We start from the raw sequence: 23,941 nt of genomic DNA, 5'->3' as shown, positions 1-23,941 counted from the left end.
TCGGGTACGAAAATGCTTAATAAAGATCTCGAACAGACGCTCAACAGTGCTTTCCGTGAGGCGCGCGACAAACGTCATGAGTTCATGACCGTAGAGCACCTGCTATTAGCTCTGCTGGATAATGCTTCAGCCGCTGATGTGCTGGAAGCTTGCGGTGCGGATATTCAGCAACTGCGTGACGAACTCACTAAATTCATAGATTCAACAACCCCACATATCCCTGCCGGAGACGATGAACGTGAAACCCAGCCAACACTGGGATTCCAGCGAGTTCTTCAGCGGGCGGTTTTCCATGTTCAGAGCTCTGGCAAGAAAGAAGTGAATGGCGCCAATGTTTTGGTCGCTATCTTTAGTGAACAGGAAAGTCAGGCAGTGTATTTTCTTAAGCAACAGGAAATTGCCCGCATAGATGTTGTTAATTACATTGCTCACGGCATTTCCAAGGTTCCTGGTCATCAGGGTGCTGAAACAATGGGTCAAGAGTTGGTGGAAGAATCCGCTGACTCTGAGGGGCAGGGTGCTCGCCCACTGGATTCTTATACTCTCAACCTGAATGAGCAGGCCAAGCTTGGTAAGATCGACCCGTTGGTCGGTCGCGACCAGGAAGTTGAGCGTGTTTCTCAGATCCTTACCCGCCGCCGCAAGAATAATCCACTATTGGTTGGTGAGGCTGGTGTGGGTAAGACTGCAATTGCGGAAGGTCTGGCCAAACGCATTGTCGATGGTGATGTGCCAGATATCCTGAAAGACGCTATCGTTTACTCCCTTGATCTTGGTGCACTATTAGCCGGAACCAAGTATCGGGGTGATTTTGAAAAGCGTTTCAAGCAGTTGCTATCTGAGTTGCGCAGGAAAGAGGGCGCAATACTGTTCATCGATGAAATTCACACTATTATTGGTGCTGGCGCCGCATCTGGTGGCGTCATGGATGCTTCTAACCTGCTGAAGCCACTGCTGACATCTGGCGAATTGCGTTGTATCGGGTCGACGACCTTTCAGGAATTTCGAGGAATCTTTGAAAAAGATCGCGCTCTGGCTCGTCGCTTCCAGAAGGTAGACGTTCAGGAACCAAATGTTGATGATACATTTGAGATACTGATGGGTCTCAAGCCTAAGTTTGAAGAGCATCACGATATCACTTATGAACGTGATGCTATGAGAGCCGCTGCAGAGCTTGCAGATCGCTATATCAATGACCGTCATATGCCAGATAAGGCCATTGATGTTATTGATGAAGCCGGAGCTTATCAGCGTCTTCAGACTAAGGAAGACCGTAAGACCAATATCGGTGTGCCAGAGGTTGAAGCCATTGTTTCAAAGATGGCTCGTATTCCACCGAAGTCTGTTTCTGCTTCTGATAAGGATCTGCTTGAAAAGTTGCCTCGAAACCTGAAGATGACTATCTTCGGGCAGGACGAAGCCATTACCGCTCTATCAACTAATATTCGGTTGTCTCGCGCAGGCTTGAAACCAACTGAGAAGCCTGTTGGTTGCTTCCTGTTTGCTGGCCCTACTGGTGTGGGTAAAACAGAAGTCTGCAAGCAGCTGGCTAAATCCATGGGTATTGAGCTGGTTCGCTTTGATATGTCCGAATATATGGAGCGTCATACTGTCTCTCGCCTGATTGGTGCGCCTCCGGGCTATGTTGGCTTTGATCAGGGCGGGTTGCTGACAGAGGCTATTAACAAAACTCCTCATTGTGTGCTGCTACTTGATGAGATCGAGAAAGGTCATCCTGATGTCTTTAACCTGCTGTTGCAGGTCATGGATCACGGAACCTTAACCGATAACAATGGCCGCAAAGCAGATTTCCGCAATGTCATTCTGGTTATGACCACCAATGCCGGCGCTGAGAAGATGAACCGAGCATCCATTGGCTTTGTTGAGCAGGATCACCAGACAGATGGTACGGAAGCCATTAAGAAAACGTTTACCCCTGAATTCCGTAACCGTCTCGATTCTGTTATTCAGTTCAACCCGCTTTCCGAAGAAGTTATTGCCAGCGTTGTAGATAAACAGCTGACAGAGCTTCAGGCACAGCTGGATGAACGTAAGGTTCAGATTGAAGTCAACAAGCCTGCACGTGAGTGGCTGGCTGAGAAGGGCTATGACAAGCTAATGGGTGCACGTCCAATGGCACGTCTGGTTCAGGACAGGATCAAGAAGTCTCTGGCTGAAGACATTTTGTTTGGCAAGTTGATTGCTGGCGGACTGGTTAAGATTGGCGTGAAAGGCGGAGATCTGTCCTTCAAAATTGAGCCAGCTAAAGAGCCCGCATCAGAGTCAGAAACAGAGTAGTTGGGAAGGTAACCGGGTAAGTCTCTACTTTGAGCTTTACCCGGTCAAATCTTTCAGAGATGAAAGATTGGTACCGACAAAACCTGTTGAGCAATCAGCAGGTTTTTTTGTGTCAGTTTTTAGCGAGCGCGGTAAACAATACGAGCCTTGTTCAGGTCGTAAGGAGTCAGTTCTACACGCACCTTGTCACCAGTCAGGATACGGATGTAGTTTTTGCGCATCTTACCGGAGATATGAGCAGTCACGATGTGGCCGTTCTCAAGCTCTACACGGAACATAGTGTTAGGAAGGGTGTCTACTACAACACCTTCCATTTCAATGGATTCTTCTTTTGCCATTCGGCATATACCTCGTTAGAACAAACTGTATTGTAACCCTGATAGATTTTTTATCTCAGTGTTACAAGTAAAATTTGGCGTGCATTCTGCCCGAATTCACCAAAATAGGCAAAGCATGCCGTCAAATAACCTTGATTTTAAAGGTTTTGCCACTGATGACCAACCAACTGCTCAAGAGGTGGAAAGTCAGTTTTATAACTCATTTTCCGGCATTCCCGAATCAGGTAACCCAGATAGAGATAGGGATACCCTAGATCTTTTGCCGCCATTATCTGTCGCAGAACAAAGTAAACCCCCAAACTTCTCCTGCTATAGGCTTGGTCGGGTATGTAGTAGCTGTAAACGGCAGAGAGTGCCTCCTGAAAGTGATCAGTAACAGCAATGCCCAATAATTGATCTTTTTCCCTGAATTCCCAAAATTTCGTGTAACCACTGTCTACGGCTAAAAAATCAGCATACTGTTTGGCCGTGGGTGGGAACATATCACCATCCTGATGGCGTTGGTTAATATAGCGTCGATACAAGCGATAGTACTCAAGAGTAACTGCTGGCTCTGTAATCTCAAGCCCGACATCCTGGTTACGATTGAGGACTTTCCTCTGGGTTCTGTTGGGCTGGAAATCCTGAACACGAACTCTGAGTGGAATGCAGGCGTTGCACCCTGGGCAGTGTGGCCGATAAGTATGTTCGCCACTACGCCGAAAACCCAGTTGAGCCAATTGCTCAGCAATATCAGCTCCAATCCTTAACCGGGGATCAAGAAACTGGGTAGCAGCATCTTTACCGGGAATATAGCTACAAGGATGAATTCCAGTTTCATACAAACCAATCTGCTGTTCGTTAGACATTATGGGCATCTCCATTGCCCACTATAAGAGGCATTGCAGGCTGTCGGGTTAATGTCTGTACAGCTTTTAAAAATAGCGAGCGAGGGCGGCACTCCGCACCCATTGTTTGCAGGTGAGGGGTGTGCATCTGGCAATCAACAAGATCAAAACATCCAGACTGCATAAGATGGATCAGTGCGACCTTTGAAGCGTTACTGGCTCTGGAAAACATGGATTCTCCAAAAAATACTCGCCCCAGAGCTACACCATATAAACCACCTACTAACTCACCGCTCTCATCATGAACTTCTACGGAATGAGCAAAACCGTGTTGATGTAGTTGGATATAAGCCTCTTGCATCTCTGCCGTAATCCAGGTGCCGTTCTGATCTTCTCTGGGGGCAATTGAACAAGCATGAATCACCTGAGCAAAACATTGATCCGCCGTTACCTTCCAGCACATCTTTTTCATAAACTTCTGCATACTTCGGGAAATATGCAGAGTTCGAGGAGTTAGAATCATTCGCGGATCGGGAGACCACCACAGCAATGGTTGCCCATCGCTGTACCAGGGAAAGATTCCCTGACTATAGGCAGATACAAGGGTTTCCGGAAGAAGGTTACCTCCGGCACAGAGCAGGCCATCAGGATCTTTAAGAGCCTGCTCGACAGGAGGAAATGCCGGGTGTTGTTCATCAATCCATGGAATCACGAAGCGCTGGTTTCCCAATCAAAATTCTACCCAACAAACTTATGATAAGGACTAACTAAAAAGCTAGCCTTTTATACCTGAAGTTGTGGCAGATCTTTGAAAAAAACCAATGAATCTGGATTGGCCAGTGCATCAGTATTTTTTACTTCCTCGCCATGGATCAAAGCTCTAACCGCCAGCTCAGTTAGTTTTCCACTTACGGTTCTTGGTAAATCAGGAGCTTGAACAATAACCGCAGGAACATGGCGTGGCGTGGCATTCTTACGAATAGTTTTCCGAATTCGATCCTGCAGCGGTTCCCCCAGGGTCAGGTTGTCTCTCAGGCGCACAAACAGGACTACACGCTCATCTCCATCAATCTTCTGGCCTACAGCCAAAGACTCCAGAACTTCCTCAATTTTTTCAACTTGTCGATAAATTTCTGCCGTGCCTATACGCACGCCGCCGGGGTTTAACACTGCGTCTGAACGGCCGTGAATAATGACACCGTTTTGTGGAGTTAATTCACCATAATCGCCATGGGCCCAGATGTTATCGTAACTGGCGTAATAAGCCTTTCGGTAGCGGCTGCCATCTTTATCGCCCCAGAACATGACCGGGCGGCTTGGGAAGCTCTTTTGACAGACCAGTTCTCCGCGCTCACCTGTTACTGGTTGGCCAGCATCATCATAAAACTGCACATCCATACCAAGGCCGCGACACTGCAGCTGCCCGCGGTACACAGGTTTTACAGGATTACCTAAAGCAAAGCAGGAAACGATGTCTGTACCACCGGAGATAGAGGACAGAACCAGATCAGAGCCTATACCGCTATAGACGAATTCGAAACCTTCGTGGGGCAGGGGGGAGCCGGTAGAGAGAACAGAGCGGAGTTTGGGTAAGGCGCATTCTTTGGCTGGTTCGAAACCGGATTTTTGCAGCGCGCCAAGATATCGGGCACTGGTTCCAAATACAGAGGTGTTTTCCTGTTCAGCAATCTCCCAAAGTACACCTGAAGAAGGGTAGAAGGGCGAACCGTCAAACAGAACAAGGGTTGCACCAGTCATGAGACCAGATACCAGCCAGTTCCACATCATCCAGCCGCAGGTGGTGAAGTAGAAAAATTTTTCTCCTGCGCGCAGGTCTGTATGAAGAACAAGCTCTTTGCCGTGTTGCAGCAATGTGCCGCCATGACCATGAACAATGCATTTAGGCACACCCGTTGTGCCCGACGAATACAGAATGCAGAGCGGATGATCGAAAGGAACCTGAGTAAATGTCAGAGTAGGGTCATCACCCAGAAAGTCGAGAAAGGCGATACTTCCACGAATATTTTCCAGGCCTGAAATGCCTTCCTGAAAGAATGGCACCACAACCACAGTTTCAATAGAAGAAATCTGATCCACGAGTTCTGCTATTCGAGGCATGCAATCAATGGTTTTGCCATTGTAGGCGTAGCCATCAGCTGCAATCAGAAGTTTGGGTTCAATCTGCCCAAATCTGTCCAGCACTCCCTGACTGCCAAAGTCAGGAGAGCAGGATGACCAGATGGCTCCCAGACTGGTTGCGGCCAGCATCATAATGATGGTTTCCGGCATATTGGGCATAAAGCCCGCTACCCGGTCACCCTGTTGAATACCAGCTTTACGCAGAGCATTGGCTGCACGTCCGACATTTTCTCTTAACTGGTCCCGGCTGATTTCACGGCGGAGCCCATTTTCGCAACGAAAAACAATCGCAGCTTTAGACCCTTTGTGTCGTAATAATTGTTCGGCGTAATTCAGAGTTGTGCCGGGGAACCATTTGGCCGCAAACATGCCCTGAGTTTCGTCCACAACTGATGCATAGTCACCGAGAGGAATATCCAGATATTCAGATAAGTAAGGCCAGAACTCTTCACGCTGTTCACAGCTCCATGTATACAGCTCGTCGTAATTTGAAAATTGATATCCAAACTTCTTATTGACTGACTGCAGGAATTGCCAGATTTGCGTCTGCTCAATGTGTTCAGGCGTTGGTGTCCATAAAGGCTGCTCTGACATATACGACTCTTTTGTTTTATTTATCAACAAACTGGACGATCTTTTTTATTCTAATACTTAAATCGAAAAGCGATTTTATTTCTCACGGGCTGCTAACAGTGCACGAGCGGTTCGGGAGAAGTTAGGAAAGTTGTTCTGGCTGCAAATATGGCTATTTACATCAAGAAGTTTTTCCATATCAACACCTGACGCAATGCCCAGGCCATCGAGCATAAACAGAACATCTTCCGTTGCAACATTGCCCGATGCCCCTTTGGCATAAGGACAACCTCCCAAACCAGCAATTGCACTGTCGATGACCGTAATACCAGACTCCATCGCTGCATAAAGGTTTACCATGGCTTGGCCATAGGTGTCGTGGAAATGAGCAGCAAGAGCTTCTACTGGTAGTTGATGAGTGATTTTCTCAATCAACTTACGTACACGGATAGGGTTGCCAACACCGATAGTATCGCCAAGGGAGACTTCGTAGCAGCCCATTTGGTAGAGGTCTCGAGTTAACGAAGCAACCTGGTTAAGGTCAATATTACCTTCATAAGGGCACCCCATAATGCAGGAAAGATATCCTCTCACCAGAACACCTTCTGCACAGGCCTTCTCTACAACAGGCTGGAAGCGCTCCATGCTCTCCGCAATAGAGCACTGGATGTTTTTCTGGGTAAATGTTTCTGAAGCACCGGTAAATACAGCAACCTCTTTAACTCCACTCTTCAGAGCATCTTCCAGTCCACGCATATTGGGAGTTAGAACACAGTAACGCACAGCGTTATTGCCTGGAAGCCGTTTCAGAACCTGATCAGTATCCCGCATGGGCGGGATACGCTGAGGGTTGACAAAACTGCCTGCTTCAATGCGTGTTAAACCACTATCGGCCAGTCCAGAAATCAGCCCAACTCGTCGTTCTACTGAGAGCACTTTCTTCTGCCCCTGCAGACCATCTCTAGGTCCAACCTCAACCAAGGTAACTTTGTCGGGCAGATGTGGACCTGCAGAGAAAGTCACGGCATTGCTCATGAGGCTTGCTCCAGTGACTCTTCCTCAGAATCGCAGAATGTCAGCAGCGCAGCTCCTTCTTCAACAAGGCTGCCAGCTTGGTGCAGGATCTGATCAATGATGCCGTTATGAGGCGCACGGATGGTCTGTTCCATTTTCATAGCTTCCAGAACAACCAACGCTTCACCTTCTTCAACACTCTGGCCACCGGCAACCATGACAGTGACCACTCTGCCGTTCATCGGTGCGGTGAGATCATGATCATCGGCTTCAGTTACAGAGTAGTCAGGCTTAGAAAGAGGAAGTGTCAGTGATGGGCTGATAACTGTGACGGAACTGTCAACGCCTTGGTAAATGGCAAATGATAAAGCTCTATCCTGATAAGTCACGGTAACAAGTTGATCTGAAACCCCAACCTTTTCAATATCTAACTGGCGACCGTTAACCTTCACATTCCAGCTATCACCATGGGAACTTACCTTTACGGTGAAATGCTCCCCATCACAAGTCCAGCATCGATACCACTGTTTCTGACCAAGCAGTCTCCAGCCGCTGCTTTTCTGCCAAGGCGACGTGGACTCTTCCGAATAATCCGCCGTCAATGTTGCAGCCGCCATCGCCAGATAGCGCTCATCCTCATTAGTGAAAAGCAGCTGTGATTGGTGTCGTGGAATAAATCCAGTGTCTGGTGTTTCAGAAAAAGCTGGCTGTTTCAGGGTTCGCAACAGAAAATCACGATTACTGGTTAAACCTGTCAGGTGTGTATTTTCCAGTGCTGAGATTAAGCGTTCTGTAGCTTGCTGACGATCATGTCCCCAAGTAACAAGCTTTGCGACCATAGGGTCATACCAGGTAGTGATCTCATCGCCGGCTCTTACCCCGGTTTCCACTCGCAACCATGGTTGAGAATCTGGCCAGTTTAAAGTGCCGATTGTTCCGGTTGCTGGTAAAAACTCACGCTCGGGCTCTTCCGCATAAAGGCGTACTTCAAGAGAATGCCCCTCAATGGTTAGCTTATTTTGAGATAAGGGCAGGGGAGCGCCTTCAGCAACACGAATTTGCCACTCTACCAAATCCTGACCAGTTACCATTTCTGTAACCGGGTGCTCAACCTGCAGGCGGGTATTCATTTCCATAAAATAAAAACTGCCATCTGCATCCATAAGAAACTCAACAGTTCCGGCACCAACATAGCCGATGGATTGGCCGGCAGCTACAGCCGCTTCCCCCATCGCTTTGCGAAGTTCATCGGACAATCCGGGAGCCGGAGCTTCTTCAACAACTTTCTGATGGCGGCGTTGAATGGAGCAGTCACGGTCAAACAGGTAAACCCCCTGGCCTTGTTGGTCAAAGAAAATCTGAACTTCAATATGCCTTGGCGCGGCCAGATATTTCTCAACCAGCATGGTGGTATCACCAAAAGCTTTTTCTGCTTCTCTGCGGGCACCATCCAGTGTTTCCTGAAAATCTGCAGGGCTTGAAACGATACGCATGCCTTTACCACCACCACCAGCGGCAGCTTTCAGCATAACTGGGTAGCCGACACTGTCAGCGGCCTGCCTTAGGGTTTCATCATCTTGCGCCTCTCCATGATAGCCAGAGAGAAGAGGGACATTAGCCTGTTCCATCAGCCGCTTAGCTTCACTTTTGGAAGCCATGCTTTCCATAGCGTTGGCAGGTGGGCCTATAAATAAAATATTGCTTTGTTCAAGCCTCTGGGAAAACGCAGCATTCTCGGAAAGGAATCCGTATCCTGGGTGGATAGCATCAGCCCCCCAGTCTTGAGCAACCTGAATAATCTTTTGTTGATTCAAATAGCTGGCGCTGGATTCTGCCGGGCCAACACAAAAACTGTGGTCGGCCATATTGGCAGCCAAACTATTCCTATCCGGTTCAGAGCAAACGACCGCAGTTTCAATACCCAGCTTCTTCGCTGTGTTGATTACCCGGCAGGCAATTTCGCCACGGTTGGCTATCAGCAGCTTCTTAATTTTTCTTGTTGGTGTGGTAAACATTAGTTGCTGGTCTCCTGCCAGTTGGGAGCTCGTTTCTCCAGAAAAGCCCCTAAACCTTCCTGTCCTTCTGGGGTATTGCGGATTTCGGCAATGGCATGACTGGTCATTTTCATCAAGGACGAATCAATATCTTTCCCAGCAATATTGCTGATCAGTTGCTTGCAGGCTTTGGTTGCAGCTGGCCCATTGTTCTTGATGGCAAGAATAATTTTTTCTGCGGTGGTAGCCGCATCAGTACGTTCTTCAAAAAGCTGGTGAACGATATTCATCGCCTGTGCTGTTTCCGCTGAAATCAACTCAGCCGTGAGCATATATCGACGAGCATTACGCTCTCCCATTGCTCTCACCACGTAGGGACTGATGACTGCTGGAATAATCCCCAGCTTCACTTCACTCAAGCAGAAGCGTGCATCAGTGGTCGCCAGCACTATATCGCTGGTACAGATAATGCCCAAAGCGCCACCAAAAGCAGAACCCTGAACAAGGGTAATAACAGGAGCAGGGAAAGTATCGAGCAGCTGCATCATTTCAGCCAGAGCCTGTGCATCAGCCTGATTAGCTTCATAGTCCAGCTTGGCAGTCCGTTTCATCCAGCCTAGATCCGCACCGGCACAGAAAGTGTCACCAGCGGCAGAAATCATCAGAGCTCGAATGCTGCTGTCGTTATGCCATTCTTGCAACGTTGCCGAAATTGTCTCAATCATACTGTCGTCAAAAGCATTGCGCTTTTCTACACGGTTTAAAACCAGACGGGCAACACCTTGATTGATGGACGTTTGGACAGCGGGTGTATTCGTTTCAGATGTCATAATCGTTTCCTGCCCCTTACATTCGGAATACACCGAACTGAGTATCTTCGATGGGAGCATTCAGTGCTGCTGCGAGACTCAGCCCCAGGACTTCCCGGGTATCCCTGGGGTCGATAATGCCGTCGTCCCAGAGTCGGGCGCTGGCGTACAGTGGATTGCCCATACGATCGTAATCGTCAATGACCTCCTGACGACACTGCTGATCCTGTTCTTCCGTCCACTTCTGACCTTTCTTGATAGCAGAGGCGCTTTTCACCATGGTCATAACGCCTGCTGCCTGCTCGCCGCCCATCACGGAAATACGGGCATTGGGCCAGCTCCACAGGAAGCGAGGATCATAGGCACGACCACACATGCCGTAATTACCGGCGCCAAAACTGCCACCGATAATCACTGTTAGTTTCGGCACCTTGGCGCAGGACACGGCATTCACTAGCTTGGCACCATGTTTGGCAATACCACCGGCTTCATAGCGGGCACCTACCATAAATCCAGTAATATTTTGCAGGAAGATCAGAGGAATCTTGCGCTGGCAGCAAAGCTCAACAAAGTGAGCGCCTTTCTGGGCTGATTCAGAAAACAGAATGCCATTATTGGCAACGATGCCTACAGGATAGCCATGAATGCGGGCAAAACCTGTGACCAGAGTGGTACCAAAGTTAGCTTTAAATTCATCCAGCTCTGAGCCATCGACAATGCGCCCGATAACTTCCCTTACGTCGTAAGGGGTCTTAAGGCTGGCAGGGATTACTCCACAGAGCTCATCCGGATTCAGCTTGGGAGGGCGGGATTCAATTTTGTCCGGCAAAGCGGGAGGTGCAGTATTTAAGTGGGCAACAGACTGGCGGGCTAACTGCAGAGCATGGTGGTCATTCTCAGCAATATAATCAACCACTCCAGATACCTTGCCATGAATCTCTGCGCCACCAAGATCTTCAGCAGACACTTCTTCACCCGTTGCGGCTTTTACCAGTGGCGGGCCAGCGAGGAAAATGGTGCCCTGATTACGAACAATAATACTTTCATCTGCCATCGCCGGAACATAGGCGCCGCCGGCTGTACAGGAACCCATAACCACTGCTATCTGGGCAATACCTTGGGAAGACATATTGGCCTGATTAAAAAATATTCGGCCAAAGTGTTCTCGATCTGGGAACACTTCATCCTGACGAGGCAGATTGGCACCACCGGAATCCACCAGATAGATGCATGGCAGACGATTCTCTGCCGCAATTGTCTGCGCTCGTAAGTGCTTTTTAACGGTAAGAGGGTAGTAACTGCCACCTTTGACAGTGGCATCATTAGCCACAATCATACAGGTACGGTCAGACACCTGTCCGATACCTGCCACCACTCCGGCAGCGGGAACGTCTTCACCATACACGTCATACGCCGCAAAACGTCCTAGTTCCAGAAAAGGCGAACCAGTGTCCAGCAGGGCGCTGATACGGTCTCGAGGTAATAACTTACCGCGAGATTCATGACGGTCACGGGAAGCCTTGGGGCCGCCGACAGTAACAATACTGGAGAGTTGATTGATCGTTTCAATCTGCTCAAGCATAGCGTCGCGATTGCTGGAATATTCAGACGACGCTGTACTGATTTTGCTTGAAATAACGGGCATAGCTTATTGTTTTCCTGTTATTTTCTTGTGTTTGCTGCCGAATTATTTTCCGGAGAAAAGCTCACGACCAATCAACATACGACGGATCTCGGATGTACCCGCGCCAATTTCGTAGAGCTTGGCATCACGCAGTAAACGTCCGGTAGGATATTCATTGGTGTAACCATTGCCGCCCAGCAACTGAATAGCATCCAGTGCCATTTGCGTGGCTTTTTCTGCACAGTAAAGAATGACGCCAGCTGCATCTTTACGGGTGGTTTCACCACGATCACAGGCGCGGGCAACGGTATACAGATAGGCGCGACAGGCATTCATGGAGCTGTACATATCCGCAACCTTTCCCTGTACCAACTGAAACTCTCCGATGGGCAGACCAAACTGCTTACGTTCGTGGATATAAGGAAGAACAGCATCCATGCAGGCCAGCATAATACCGGTTGGACCCGCAGAGAGAACAACCCGTTCATAGTCCAGGCCGCTCATCAGAACTCTCACACCCGCATCTTCGGTACCGAGAATATTCTCCCGTGGCACTGGAGTGTTTTCGAAAACCAGCTCGCAGGTATTGGAACCGCGCATACCGAGTTTATCTAAGTGTGGAGAGCGGGAGAAACCGGGGAAATCACGCTCAACAATGAATGCAGTAATACCGTGGGCTTTCTTTTCAGGAGAGGTTTTGGCGTAGATCACATAAGTATCAGCGTCCGGACCGTTGGTGATCCACATTTTGCTTCCATTCAGAACAAAATGATCGCCTTTATCTTCTGCCCGTAAACCCATGCTGACCACATCAGAACCAGCATTGTGTTCACTCATGGCGAGAGCGCCAATCTGATCACCACTCACCAAACCGGGAAGGTACTTTTTCTTCTGTTCTTCTGTGCCATTCAAACGAATCTGGTTAACACAAAGATTTGAGTGGGCGCCATAGCTGAGAGCAACAGAGGCTGATGCTCTGCTGATCTCTTCCATAACAACGGCATGTGCCAGATAACCCAGCCCAAGACCTCCAAACTCTTCCGGCACAGTCATGCCGAGCAGGCCCATATCACCAAACTTTTTCCAGAGATCCATAGGGAAACGATTTTCTTTATCGATTTCTGCCGCTCTCGGAGCAATTTCAGCGTCCGCAAACTGACGAACCTGTTCGCGGAACATATCAATGGTTTCACCCAGCCCAAAGTTCAGATCATTCATGGCAATCATGGACTTACTCCTCTGTCATCGTGTTTTTATTATTAATAGGGGCAGTACTTGAGGTTGTGTCAGAAAACTCTTCCAAAGCCTGGTTGCAACGGGCTTCCGATTCATCCAGCTCAATCATCATTACCTGAATATCATGGAGCTGTTGGGTGAGATTGGTTCTGTGTGATGCGATGGTCGCCAACATGGTCTTTAGTTGTCGACGATTACCGCTGCCTGGGTCATAAAGATCGAACAGAGCTCTTGATTCTTCCAAGGTAAAGCCCAGGCGTTTTCCCCGAAGAATAAGTTTCAGTCGTACTCGGTCGCCGGGGCTGTAGATGCGAACCTGCCCACGCCGGGTGGGTGCCAGTAAACCTTGTTCTTCGTAAAAACGAATAGTACGGGGAGTGATGTCAAACTCCCGAGCAAGATCTGAAATGGAATAGGTCTGGCTTTTGTCAGAACTCATAAAACGAATCCTGTAAGAAAGATGATGTTATTAATTTTTATGAAGGTATTGTAAGTACAAATTACCTTTACGTAAACGTAAACCTGAAAAGAAATAGGCAATGGATAAAGGGAGTGCAGACACATGAAAAACTCAACGTGTCTGCTTAATTGAGAACGCCCCCTAGAGTTGTGCCCAGACCGGGGCGTGATCGGAGGGTTTTTCCATTCCGCGAATATCGTAATCAACACCCGCGCCGGAACAATTTTCCAGTAAAGGTTTAGTCACCAGAATATGGTCGATACGAAGACCTCGTTTGGGTTCACGTTCAAAACCACGGGAACGATAGTCAAACCAGCTGAACAGCTCATTAGCATCAGGGTACAGATGACGGTAACTATCCGTTAAACCCCAGCCAAGGAGTTTCTGGTACCACGCGCGCTCTTCGGGTAAAAAGCTGCATTTGCCGGTGTTGAGCCAGCGCTTGGCATTATCTGGCCCAATACCAATATCAGCATCTTCAGGGGATATATTGAAGTCCCCAAGAACGATAACCGGCTGATCGGGTGAACAGTTCTTCTCAAGAAAACTTTGCAGATTCTCGTAGAAGCGAACTTTGTTAGGGAATTTCTCGGGATGATCCCGGTTTTCTCCCTGAGGGAAATAACCGTTGATGACTTTTACCGTTTGTCCATTCCAGGGCAGGTCAACCATAACCATGCGGCGTTGGGCATCTTCTGGTTCATTTTCAAAACCTTTTTGAATAGAGATTGGCTTTTCTTTGGTCAGGGTTGCCACACCGTAATGGGTCTTTTGACCATGAAAGGTGGCATGGTAGCCAAGCTCTTCTATAGCCTGAACAGGAAAATCAGTGTCGGTCACCTTGGTTTCCTGAATACCAATCACATCAGGCTGGTGTTTTTCTATCATGGCCTCAAGCTGAGGAAGGCGCATGCGGATGCTGTTGGCGTTGAAAGAAATGATTTTCATAGTGTTAAGAAGCAATACCGGTGGTTAACTGCCCACGATTGAACAGCAGCATGTTGCAATCTGCAATATCTGGACGGTACTTTTGGAAATATTAACAGGTCTTTTATATGCCAAGTCCTGAAAATAGCGACTGAATACTCTCAGCCGGAGCAGGGAAGCATCTCACTCGGTGATTAAGGCTGTTACGTATTCAGGACGCTCCTAGAGCGGCATATGGTGCGAAAGTATTTTCGTCGTGATAACTTGGATGAAGAGCAGGAAAGAAGCGCTTTCCTGTCAGGCGTACCACAATAAAAAGAAGAATCGCCGACTGGAGAACTGCATGACCACTGCAACAGTTGAAGCAGATAATACTCTTTCTACCCGCTATCTGGATTCCTCCTGGAGCCGCCAGGTTCGCTCTCTTCTCTATCATACCTACCGGGATGACCCTATGTTTCAATGCATACTGGAGTCTGACCGAAAAGGTTATCTTCAGCGCATACGAGCTTGTACCCGGGAACTTTCAGCCAGCTATTTTACCGAAAACATGCCGATTATCGGCCTTCTTTTAGGTGACCGGCTTACGGGAGTGGCTTTTGTTGCCAGCAGCGAAAAAGCTGAAGAGGTGACCAATCGCCTGCTGTGGAGAACGAGAATGATGCTTTCTATCGGTTATAGCTGTACAGAAAACTACCTTGAATATCAGCAAAGTCTACGTGACACACTGCCTGAATCTCGCAGCTATCTGCTTCCTTTGGTTGGTATTCATCCAGAGTTTCGTGATTTGGGCTATGGGCGGAAATTGCTGAGTGCCGTCCATGATCTTTGTGATCTTGATCAGGAATCTTCCGGAAGTGCTTTAAGTCTAAGCAATAAAGACTTACTGCCTTTCTTTAAAGGATGGGGATATCAGGTGACAGGTGAAGTGGAGCAGGGCGCCTACCAGCAAACACTACTGTTTCGGCCTCGCCCTGCCGGTAAAAACTAGAATTATCTGCGAAAGCTCAGTTTCTGAGCGATGAGGCATTTTCCATTAAAAAGCCGATTCTGGAACAGGTTACGCTTGCCCGGCTTTTATCTTTTCCAGCAAGCGCGAGAGATGGCGACTGCCTCGCTCCATACTTTCGATATCAGGTGATTTGCTGAGGGAAATTCTTTTTACATATTGAGACACATTTTCATCGGTAAGTTCCTGTTGTGGAACGGCAGAGATATGCCAGTCCAGATTTCGTGGAACGCCCATAAACCGGCCGACAAACTGGAGTGAGTTGTTCAACATTTCACTATTGCGGGTCTGTTTGGCAAGAGCATCAAGGCTGTGGAGCGCGTACCCGGTTATCATCAGCTGGCTTCCGGATATATTCGACTGCAGCTCTTTTATAGAAAAAATCAATTTATTCCATGAATAAGGAACCCCCATACGAAAGAAATAGGGATGTAGGTGATTCTACAGACTTGAGCTGTTGAAAAGACTGTTTTTGCTGTTAACATGCAACGAATCTATGAAATAAGGAGGAGTGGCGTATATGTATTGGGTTGTTTTTGTATGCTTATATTTAACATAATATAGATTATGCGCAGTTGTTGCCATTTTACGAATAACCCTCTTTCTGTTACCTGTCCTGTTTTAACTGTGCTTGGTGTTCCAAGTATTCAATGATGGTCTCAACCTCAGAATCGCTTAAATCCGGGTTGTCTGGCATTTTTGTATAGCGATAATCAGAAGGCTTCTTTATATAAGCTTTCAGAAACATTCTAGTTCTGTATGTCCCAATGGCCTTGGGCGCCAGCAAATCCGGCCCCTTATCACCACCCTGTTTATTTAAGGCATGGCACACCAGACACCGGCTTCGAAACAGCTCATATCCTTTATATACGTCTGAATCTTCAGTTACCCCGTGAGGCTGGATGTTGCCATAAGATTGTTCAAAGCTGGTTAGCTCGATAGTCACTGTTTTTGCAGGCCATGGATAACCCGTCTCTAATCTTTGATTATCTCCTTCCCAAACTATATAAAACGGGCCAAGATCTGTGGCGCCACCTCTTGGCTCCCACCCAGTGGGCCAGCTCAGATCTTCAACAGCGATCCAGCCTCCTTTGGTTCCTGATCGCTTTAAATCCATTGTAGGGTTATAGCCGTCTAGTGCATGAAATGTGACAAAGTCATGAATATCTAACAACTTAGGCTGTTTTTGAAAGCCAAGCTGTAATACTTCATCCAGTTGAAATGCCCGGTACTTTTTATTTTTTAAGTAATATGGGTCATATATAGAAATAATGTGACTTGTAAGCCTTGACCGTATGTCAGCAAGGCTGAGCCTGTTTTCAAAGCCTTTCTCACGGAATGTAAGAGTATCCAAAGCCTGACATCCAACAGAAATCAGCCCCGCAATAGTTATCCATATCAGTGTTTTTATTAATTTCATCATCATCAACAGTATTCTATATTCTTCCCGATAACGTAGTTAACAACAGTGGTTCATTCGAGCCTGCGTTCAGAAAATTATTCGTGAGTAAATGGTCGTACGACAAAAAGCACTTTTTTTGACAAGTTGTTTGCATATTGGATCAGCTTCTGTCTAATATTTAACCATGGCGATATTGGAGTGGGTTTTGATTTCGTCAGGTTATATAGAGAACAGGTAATAGCCGCGTCGTTTTTGGCTGTCTCATACCCGTAAAAATGTCATAGGAAGACGAAATAACAAAAGAGGGTTCAAAAATGACACTCAAAGGCTTAATTAAACTAACTGGTATCCTTCAGGCTCAGCCCCTGACTATTATCCAATGGCAGATTCTTCTGGTTGTTGCAGAAAATCCCGGTGAAACCATCACCGACCTGGTTAACGATGGAAAGCTAATTTGCGGCACTCCCAGTGATATCGCTGTAAGCGTAAAGCGGCTGGGTGAAGGCCGTCACGATCGTCCTGGTCTTGGCTTGCTCAAGAAACAGCAACATGAGGATGATGGTAGATATTTCCGATTGAGCCTCAGCCCTAAAGGCAAGAAGCTGGTTGATAAGCTTAAGCAGCAGATTAAAAACGTTAAGTAAGATCGTGCCTCCCTGAGCCCTCTTCTGAGGGTTCAGAATCTTCCTCGTTAACTGTACAGATTTTCTCACTGTTATGGCAAAATAGCTTAAATATAGATCCTAAATTACGGGAATTACTATGGCTAAGGAAACAACAGTTCGTGCACGTATAAGTGAAGAATTGAAGCAAGATGCTGAAAAGGTTCTTAAGCAGTTGGGGCTCAATACATCTCAGGCAATTAATCTATATTTTAGCCAGATAGTGCTACGTAAAGGTTTGCCTTTCGATGTTGTTATACCCGAAGAAGAAAAAAGGGATCAGTCATACTGATCCCATGAGTTTTAGACATATAACCTTAAAACGTATCGGTCGAACTTATTTAAACCACCAGTGTATGCTCTTACGTCCTGAATACCTGTTGTTTCTGCGACAGTGTTGGAAAACTTTTTAAGGGTTCTCTGAAAACCACCGCCTTTCACTTCGCTGTTTTTAGCCACACGGTATTGAAATTTTATAGATATAAATGGGACTGCAATCACAAGGAAAAACTGCTGAAGCTTTTTACTTACCCGCCCAATCTGTTGCTTTTCTTCCCTTTCTGCTGCTGTCTGAGAATCCTCTAAGCCTACATGCTTTTTCCCTTGATGGTACTTGGTTACAATCCAGGTAGAAAAACCATTCTTGACATTTTTAGGGCTTTTCGCCGCATCATCAATAAGGTGTTCAATATTATCTGGCCTTAATCCAGCAACAATGGCTTTACCTAATCTGATCATAACTACTCTCCTTGTATTCGCCTTTTTAACTTGGCTTTCATATTGGCAGGTTATGTAATAGTTCCCATATGTGATATCCGACATTAGTCGGTACGGCGTAAATGTCTATATATATCAAAGAGTTAAGTGTCTTGTCCTTTGGTATTAAGTATGGGTAAGTCAAAGAAGTAATTGTCATAATTACTAACAACCCAGATATTTCACAGAAACTAAAGAAAAGAACAGGATCTAAATCTGCACTCATTGTCTTTCTAAACGGGAGCTTCAAACATGGCGAGACCAGTAAATTGTAATCCTCCAACGACTGCGACACCTCAGTGTGGTGGCAGCTGCGCAGTATGCTTGGACGATATGTTTAATGTATCCCCCGTAGAGGAGAGTGTTAACAAAAATCGGCGTTATGGAGTGACACGGGATAACCGCCATATCCGGTTGAACTGTGGTCATGCCTTCCACAAGGACTGCGCTGTCGGTTGCTTGCGTGCAAAGTCTGAATGCCCTCTCTGCAGACATAAAGTTGAGCCCTACGTACTGAACAATATAAATCGCCAGCTCAACACAGATCTGCGAGTGATAACGGCAGAAGAAAATATGAACGAAGTGCTTCGTGAAGATCTGGTAAATGGTCACAGGGACAGGAATAGCACTGACAACCAAATGCTGTGGGAAGCAGAATTACAACATAGAGCGACTCCTCCAAGCGAACCAATGGCTAACCATAATAGAGCCAATAACCTTTTCTCTCTTTTATTTGGAGAAAGACCTGTAAGAAGAGAGCCCCTTCAGTTTGAATTAAAAAACCCATTAGATGCTCTGATTAATGCTTTATTTGCTGATGTAGCAGAGCAACAGCCTCGTCCACGTCGCCGGTACAGACGCACCAACTATAAACCCCCTGTTGATTTTAACGGCAACCATTTAACAAATAGTTGCGGAAGAGCGCACTCAGGCAAAAGACACCGTGTTCATCAAGTACGGAGAGAACCTGTACACACTTATCATTTAACCATTCCACCATGTCGGCCAAAGCTCATACTGCGACAAGATCCTTATAGATCACCATTCCGCTTGCTGGATTCTTTAGATATGGGGTTTTCCTGTCGTTCACAGGTGCGACCAAACTATTTTGGCTTGTCCCAGCCTGCGCGCTGGTTTGGTGACGATATGATGCTACAGCAACCTCGCCACCAAATATTGATTTTTTAATGACTGTGGCTAAAGAGCCTTTTGACTTTTCTTCATCTTACGGAAGAAAGCCCCAGTTGCTACCAGTGCGATCATCATGATAGCGACATGATCAGGCTCTGTAAGAAAATGCATCAATCCAGACCAGCTATGGTCGCCCTGATGGGCCATAGCTGCTGATGAAAGCATCATGCTCACCCCAAAAACCCCTTTATTCAAATTCATATTGCCACTCCCAGTTTTTGGTCTTCAGTCAAACGCTTAGGCAACATGCCCTGTTCGATAATAAAATCGAGAATTTCTCGCAGCCCTTCCCCGGTTTTCATATTGGCGAAAACAAAAGGTCGTTCGCCACGCATCTTGCGGGTATCACGATCCATGACTTCCAGAGAAGCACCCACATATTGGGCGATGTCAGTTTTATTGATAATCAACAAATCAGAACGGGTAATACCCGGTCCGCCTTTACGGGGAATCTTGTCACCGGCCGAGACATCAATCACATAAATAGTGAGGTCAGACAGTTCCGGGCTAAAGGTAGCACTCAGGTTATCACCACCGGATTCCACCATAACCATTTCCAAACCTTCATGGCGCTGACAAAGTTCATCTACCGCCGCAAGATTCATAGAGGCATCTTCCCGAATCGCGGTATGCGGGCAACCACCGGTTTCAACACCCAGGATTCGATCTTCATCCAGCGCCTCATGGCGCATAAGAAACTTAGCATCTTCCTTGGTATAAATATCGTTGGTCACCACGGCAATATTGTAAATATCCCGCAATGAACGGCAGATAGCGGTTAACAATGCCGTCTTGCCAGAGCCAACCGGCCCCCCTACTCCAACTCTTAAAGTTTGTTCCATTCTCTCCCCCCTTAACCCAAAAACATAACGCTTTGTTTCGTAACACAATACTCGCAGGCTGGAGTCTGGAATTGTTTTTCCAAAGGCCAGGATGGCTTGGTGAAGCGAGAAAAGTATTCCAGATTTCAGTCAACCTTATCGCTAAGACCGAAACAGTCGCGAATACTGCTGCTCATGCCATGCACTGGCCATCGCATAATGATGCAAGCTATTACCTATCTCATGATCCTGAATAGAAACACTGTGGTGTATCACAGGCTCAATCGTCGCTATTAACTTTTGTAAAATACGTTGCGCTGCCGTCTGTCCCAAAGGCACAGCCTTTGCGGCTGAAGCTACCTGGTTTTCACACCAACTCCATAAAAAGCCAAGGGCAGCTGCTTCTTCCCCGAGGTCGTTATAAACCCCCGCCAGCGCATACATTGCGGCAACGGTTGGCTGTGACAGCCAATCGATACGTTCATCGTCGTAAAGGCTTCGGTGCCAGACAGCAAAGGCACGACCTACCTGACAGTCCTCGTCGTACAACTCTTTGGTTTCCCGAAACGCCAGCAGTTCAGCATTCCATTGGTTAACCGCATCACGGTCTTGCGTGGCCCAGCTGCGATACAGACGTAGAAACACTGGCAGGTCCAATGTTGCTATCCCCTGCTTTAACAGTTCATAAATCCAGCGGCCAGTGCTTTCTTCATCAGTACACCAGCCCCGATCAATAGCTGTTTCCAATCCCTGAGAATAGGCAAAAGCGCCGACAGGTAATGACGGACTGGAAATATGTAGCAGCCCCAGTAAAGACTCAGCCTTCATCGATCAGTGCTCATGATGGTGGCCGTGACTGTGACTGTGAGAATAACTATGAGAATGCCCATGAGCATGACCGGTTCCTGGTGCATAAGCGCCATTTTCCGGCTCAAAGGGCGCTGATTCATGATCAACGTCCAGCCCCAGTAAAACCAGCATCTCATCCAGTACATGATCACATTGGAATCGCAACCAATGTTCACCAGCTTTCGGTTCACCAATCTGTAAGGGCACATGACGGTTACCCAGGTGGTAACAGGCGCGGGAAAACAGGTATGGATCACGGCAACGAGCGACTGTCACCTGTTCACTGGCCGCCTGGATTTCAATAATCTCTCCAGATTCCGCTTTAAGGCAGGTTCCATGGCGAAGCACTTCACCCCGCTCAATAAAAATACCGACGTCTACGCCTTTTTTTGTGACCGCCTTTAAACGACCACGCTTACGTTCATCAAATGGCAGCAACAGGGTGTCTGCGGCATGATGATGGCCATTCAGGCGCTCGGTTAACTGCAACATTCATTCACTCCAGTCAGAAGCTCTGCTCTTAAAACAAAAAATAACGCTGAGCCAGTGGTACTACGGTTGCCGGTTCGCAGGTTAAAAGCTCACCATTGGCCCGAACTTCATAGGTTTCCGGATGCACTTCCATATGGGGTTGCCAGCTGTTCAGTATCATGTCTTTCTTGCGCACTGTCCGACAGCCTTTCACGGCGCTTAATGTTTTGCCTAGCCCCAGGGTACGACCAATATCGTTTTCAAAGGCGGTTTGCGAGACAAAGGTCAGCGATGTTTTTTCTACGGCTTTACCCATCGCGCCAAACATGGGGCGATAATGAACAGGTTGAGGGGTTGGAATAGAAGCATTCGGGTCGCCCATTGGTGCGGCTGCGATGGCTCCGCCTTTCAAGATCAGTGAAGGTTTGGTGGCAAAGAAGGCTGGTTTCCAAAGCACTAAATCTGCAAGCTTGCCAACTTCTACAGAACCCACCTCATGGGCAATACCATGAGCCAATGCTGGATTAATGGTGTACTTGGCCACATAACGGCGGGCACGGAAGTTATCATTATCGCCAGACTCTTCTGACAGAGCGCCCCTCTGTTCTTTCATCTTGTGAGCAGTCTGCCAAGTACGGATAACGACCTCCCCTACTCGTCCCATGGCTTGGGAGTCAGAAGCAATCATGCTAAACGCGCCCAGATCATGGAGAATATCTTCCGCAGCAATGGTTTCCCGGCGTATACGAGAGTCAGCAAAAGCCACATCTTCCGGAATATTTGGATCAAGGTGGTGACAGACCATTAACATATCCAGATGCTCATCCACGGTATTAATGGTGTAGGGGCGGGTTGGGTTGGTAGACGATGGCAATACATTCGCTAAACCACAGGCCTTGATAATATCCGGCGCGTGTCCTCCACCGGCTCCTTCGGTGTGATAAGTGTGAATTACCCGCTCTTTAAATGCAGCAATGGTATCCTCAACAAAACCAGATTCATTCAAAGTGTCTGTGTGGATAGCAACCTGAATGTCGTATTCCTCAGCCACAGACAGGCAGCAATCAATTGATGCGGGTGTTGTCCCCCAATCCTCATGAAGTTTCAGCCCCATGGCTCCAGCAGCCACCTGTTCTACCAAGGCGCCCGGTAAGCTGGCATTGCCCTTACCCAGAAAACCGATATTCATAGGTAAGCTATCAACTGCCTGCAGCATAGTGCTCATATGCCAGATACCCGGTGTACAGGTTGTGGCATTGGTACCCGTTGCAGGACCTGTACCACCACCAATCATAGTGGTGACACCAGACACTAACGCCTCTTCCACCTGCTGTGGGCAGATAAAGTGGATGTGGGCATCAATGCCTCCGGCAGTGACAATCTGGCCTTCTCCAGCAATCACTTCAGTGCCCGGACCAATAATAATATCAACTCCGGCCTGAACATCTGGATTACCGGCTTTACCAATTGCCTGTATACGACCGCCTTTAATTGCGATATCCGCTTTCACTATTCCCCAGTGGTCAAGAATCAGGGCGTTGGTAATCACGGTGTCGGCAACATCCCCATTGCCCAACTGGCTTTGCCCCATACCGTCACGGATAACCTTGCCACCACCGAACTTCACTTCGTCGCCGTAAACTGTGTAATCTTTTTCCGGGCTGATAAACAGGCTGGTATCTCCCAACCGGACTTTATCGCCAACAGTCGGGCCAAACATTTCTGCATAAGTCTGGCGGTTCATGGTTGTTTTGTTTGCCACGGCCTATGCCTCCTCAGCTTCCAGCGGACCCATCACTTCACCACGAAAGCCATACACCGTACGACTACCGGCAAACTCAACCAGCTCCACCTCCCGATCCTGACCGGGTTCAAAACGCACAGCAGTACCCGCCGGTATATTCAGGCGAAAACCACGGGTGGTTTCACGATCAAATGCCAATGCCAGATTGGTTTCATAAAAATGATAATGAGATCCCACCTGCACAGGCCGGTCGCCAGTATTTGCAACGGTTACCTTGCAGGTTTCCCGACCCTCATTGATTGGCAGTTCACCTTCAGCCGCAATCAGTTCTCCAGGAATCATGTACAGCCCCTTATTCTTAGAAATGTTTGGTTATGCGAATGTCAGGCAATCGGGTTATGAACTGTCACCAGTTTGGTGCCGTCAGGGAACGTCGCTTCCACTTGAACCTCATGCACCATTTCAGGAATACCATCCATCACCTGATCTCGAGAGAGAATATCGCGACCTTCATTCATCAAGTCCGCTACGGTTTTGCCGTCCCGGGCTCCTTCCATTATGTGCATGGAAATCAGAGCGACAGATTCGGGGTAATTCAATTTCACGCCGCGGGCTAAACGGCGCTCGGCCACCAGTGCAGCGGTATAAAGAAGAAGTTTGTCTTTTTCCCGTGGAGTCAGTTCCATATCTACAGCACCCGGAGCTATTCATTACTATTGAGATGGCGTTTATTGATTTTGTTTGTGCCACAGTTCTTATTTATACGCCCGAAAAGTAAGGCTTCTTGTATTGTTATC

General features: G+C 47.6%; 26 protein-coding genes. 5 read left to right on the top strand and 21 right to left on the bottom strand.

Annotated elements, in window-relative coordinates:
* The first annotated feature begins 12 nt into the window (after positions 1-12).
* Positions 13-2,298 carry an ATP-dependent Clp protease ATP-binding subunit ClpA gene (gene clpA / locus QMA35_RS06455; RefSeq protein ID WP_281646319.1) on the top strand — a complete coding sequence of 762 codons (2,286 nt, stop codon included), beginning with the start codon at positions 13-15 and terminating at the stop codon, positions 2,296-2,298.
* Positions 2,299-2,417: 119 nt separating this feature from the next.
* Here the strand turns inward: clpA and infA are convergent, their stop codons facing one another.
* From infA to xthA, 11 genes are all read right to left on the bottom strand, one after another.
* On the bottom strand, positions 2,418-2,636 hold the full coding sequence (gene infA, locus QMA35_RS06450; protein WP_281646318.1) for a translation initiation factor IF-1: 219 nt from the start codon (positions 2,634-2,636) through the stop codon (positions 2,418-2,420).
* A gap of 137 nt (positions 2,637-2,773) precedes the next feature.
* Positions 2,774-3,484: an arginyltransferase gene (locus QMA35_RS06445; protein ID WP_281646317.1), complete on the bottom strand. Its 711-nt coding sequence runs from the start codon at positions 3,482-3,484 to the stop codon at positions 2,774-2,776.
* Positions 3,477-4,193: a leucyl/phenylalanyl-tRNA--protein transferase gene (gene aat, locus QMA35_RS06440; RefSeq protein ID WP_281646316.1), complete on the bottom strand. Its 717-nt coding sequence runs from the start codon at positions 4,191-4,193 to the stop codon at positions 3,477-3,479. Before aat ends, QMA35_RS06445 begins: the two co-directional genes overlap by 8 nt.
* A gap of 53 nt (positions 4,194-4,246) precedes the next feature.
* Positions 4,247-6,196, bottom strand: a complete 1,950-nt coding sequence (locus QMA35_RS06435; RefSeq protein ID WP_281646315.1) for an acetoacetate--CoA ligase — start codon at positions 6,194-6,196, stop codon at positions 4,247-4,249.
* Positions 6,197-6,271: 75 nt separating this feature from the next.
* On the bottom strand, positions 6,272-7,210 hold the full coding sequence (locus QMA35_RS06430; RefSeq protein WP_281646314.1) for a hydroxymethylglutaryl-CoA lyase: 939 nt from the start codon (positions 7,208-7,210) through the stop codon (positions 6,272-6,274).
* Positions 7,207-9,204: a biotin carboxylase N-terminal domain-containing protein gene (locus tag QMA35_RS06425; RefSeq protein ID WP_281646313.1), complete on the bottom strand. Its 1,998-nt coding sequence runs from the start codon at positions 9,202-9,204 to the stop codon at positions 7,207-7,209. The genes QMA35_RS06430 and QMA35_RS06425 overlap by 4 nt, the downstream gene beginning before the upstream one ends.
* Positions 9,204-10,013, bottom strand: a complete 810-nt coding sequence (locus QMA35_RS06420) for an enoyl-CoA hydratase-related protein (RefSeq protein WP_281646312.1) — start codon at positions 10,011-10,013, stop codon at positions 9,204-9,206. Before QMA35_RS06420 ends, QMA35_RS06425 begins: the two co-directional genes overlap by 1 nt.
* A 16-nt stretch (positions 10,014-10,029) precedes the next feature.
* Positions 10,030-11,637 carry a carboxyl transferase domain-containing protein gene (locus tag QMA35_RS06415; RefSeq protein WP_281646311.1) on the bottom strand — a complete coding sequence of 536 codons (1,608 nt, stop codon included), beginning with the start codon at positions 11,635-11,637 and terminating at the stop codon, positions 10,030-10,032.
* A 42-nt stretch (positions 11,638-11,679) separates the two neighbouring features.
* Positions 11,680-12,840, bottom strand: coding sequence for an isovaleryl-CoA dehydrogenase (locus QMA35_RS06410; protein ID WP_348650934.1), 1,161 nt, complete (start codon positions 12,838-12,840; stop codon positions 11,680-11,682).
* A gap of 7 nt (positions 12,841-12,847) precedes the next feature.
* On the bottom strand, positions 12,848-13,291 hold the full coding sequence (locus QMA35_RS06405; protein WP_281646309.1) for a MerR family DNA-binding transcriptional regulator: 444 nt from the start codon (positions 13,289-13,291) through the stop codon (positions 12,848-12,850).
* 162 nt (positions 13,292-13,453) lie between these two features.
* Positions 13,454-14,260 carry an exodeoxyribonuclease III gene (gene xthA, locus QMA35_RS06400; protein ID WP_281646308.1) on the bottom strand — a complete coding sequence of 269 codons (807 nt, stop codon included), beginning with the start codon at positions 14,258-14,260 and terminating at the stop codon, positions 13,454-13,456.
* Between the two features lie 322 nt (positions 14,261-14,582).
* On the opposite strand from xthA, the gene QMA35_RS06395 reads away from it, so the two are divergent.
* Positions 14,583-15,230: a hypothetical protein gene (locus tag QMA35_RS06395; RefSeq protein ID WP_281646307.1), complete on the top strand. Its 648-nt coding sequence runs from the start codon at positions 14,583-14,585 to the stop codon at positions 15,228-15,230.
* A 69-nt stretch (positions 15,231-15,299) separates the two neighbouring features.
* Here QMA35_RS06395 and QMA35_RS06390 read toward each other — a convergent pair whose 3' ends face one another.
* On the bottom strand, positions 15,300-15,584 hold the full coding sequence (locus QMA35_RS06390) for a hypothetical protein (protein ID WP_281646306.1): 285 nt from the start codon (positions 15,582-15,584) through the stop codon (positions 15,300-15,302).
* Between the two features lie 271 nt (positions 15,585-15,855).
* A complete protein-coding gene (locus QMA35_RS06385) occupies positions 15,856-16,674 on the bottom strand; it encodes a cytochrome c (RefSeq protein ID WP_281646305.1) in 819 nt (272 codons plus the stop codon).
* A 290-nt stretch (positions 16,675-16,964) separates the two neighbouring features.
* Between QMA35_RS06385 and QMA35_RS06380 the strand changes: the two genes are divergently transcribed.
* A complete protein-coding gene (locus QMA35_RS06380; RefSeq protein ID WP_281646304.1) occupies positions 16,965-17,294 on the top strand; it encodes a hypothetical protein in 330 nt (109 codons plus the stop codon).
* A gap of 118 nt (positions 17,295-17,412) precedes the next feature.
* On the top strand, positions 17,413-17,604 hold the full coding sequence (locus QMA35_RS06375) for a type II toxin-antitoxin system RelB/DinJ family antitoxin (protein WP_281646303.1): 192 nt from the start codon (positions 17,413-17,415) through the stop codon (positions 17,602-17,604).
* Between the two features lie 11 nt (positions 17,605-17,615).
* On the opposite strand, the gene QMA35_RS06370 is transcribed toward QMA35_RS06375, so the two are convergent.
* Positions 17,616-18,134: a hypothetical protein gene (locus QMA35_RS06370; protein ID WP_281646302.1), complete on the bottom strand. Its 519-nt coding sequence runs from the start codon at positions 18,132-18,134 to the stop codon at positions 17,616-17,618.
* Positions 18,135-18,320: 186 nt separating this feature from the next.
* On the opposite strand from QMA35_RS06370, the gene QMA35_RS06365 reads away from it, so the two are divergent.
* On the top strand, positions 18,321-19,256 hold the full coding sequence (locus QMA35_RS06365) for an RING finger domain-containing protein (RefSeq protein ID WP_281646301.1): 936 nt from the start codon (positions 18,321-18,323) through the stop codon (positions 19,254-19,256).
* A gap of 9 nt (positions 19,257-19,265) precedes the next feature.
* On the opposite strand, the gene QMA35_RS06360 is transcribed toward QMA35_RS06365, so the two are convergent.
* The 7 genes from QMA35_RS06360 to QMA35_RS06330 all read right to left on the bottom strand — a co-directional run bounded on the left by QMA35_RS06360 (position 19,266) and on the right by QMA35_RS06330 (position 23,830).
* A complete protein-coding gene (locus tag QMA35_RS06360) occupies positions 19,266-19,460 on the bottom strand; it encodes a hypothetical protein (protein ID WP_281646300.1) in 195 nt (64 codons plus the stop codon).
* Positions 19,457-20,101, bottom strand: a complete 645-nt coding sequence (ureG, locus tag QMA35_RS06355) for an urease accessory protein UreG (protein ID WP_281646299.1) — start codon at positions 20,099-20,101, stop codon at positions 19,457-19,459. Before ureG ends, QMA35_RS06360 begins: the two co-directional genes overlap by 4 nt.
* 141 nt (positions 20,102-20,242) lie before the next feature.
* On the bottom strand, positions 20,243-20,908 hold the full coding sequence (locus QMA35_RS06350; RefSeq protein WP_281646298.1) for an urease accessory UreF family protein: 666 nt from the start codon (positions 20,906-20,908) through the stop codon (positions 20,243-20,245).
* A 3-nt stretch (positions 20,909-20,911) separates the two neighbouring features.
* Positions 20,912-21,421 carry an urease accessory protein UreE gene (gene ureE / locus QMA35_RS06345; RefSeq protein WP_281646297.1) on the bottom strand — a complete coding sequence of 170 codons (510 nt, stop codon included), beginning with the start codon at positions 21,419-21,421 and terminating at the stop codon, positions 20,912-20,914.
* Positions 21,422-21,449: 28 nt separating this feature from the next.
* Positions 21,450-23,144 carry an urease subunit alpha gene (gene ureC / locus QMA35_RS06340; protein ID WP_281646340.1) on the bottom strand — a complete coding sequence of 565 codons (1,695 nt, stop codon included), beginning with the start codon at positions 23,142-23,144 and terminating at the stop codon, positions 21,450-21,452.
* Positions 23,145-23,165: 21 nt separating this feature from the next.
* Entirely contained in the window at positions 23,166-23,486 is a 321-nt protein-coding gene (locus tag QMA35_RS06335) for an urease subunit beta (protein WP_281646296.1), read from the bottom strand.
* 41 nt (positions 23,487-23,527) lie between these two features.
* On the bottom strand, positions 23,528-23,830 hold the full coding sequence (locus tag QMA35_RS06330) for an urease subunit gamma (protein ID WP_281646295.1): 303 nt from the start codon (positions 23,828-23,830) through the stop codon (positions 23,528-23,530).
* Positions 23,831-23,941: the final 111 nt, after the last annotated feature.

Origin of the sequence: Parendozoicomonas sp. Alg238-R29, assembly GCF_947331445.1 — a bacterium.
Classification (GTDB): domain Bacteria; phylum Pseudomonadota; class Gammaproteobacteria; order Pseudomonadales; family Endozoicomonadaceae; genus Sansalvadorimonas.
This window is presented reverse-complemented; position numbering and strand designations above follow the sequence as displayed.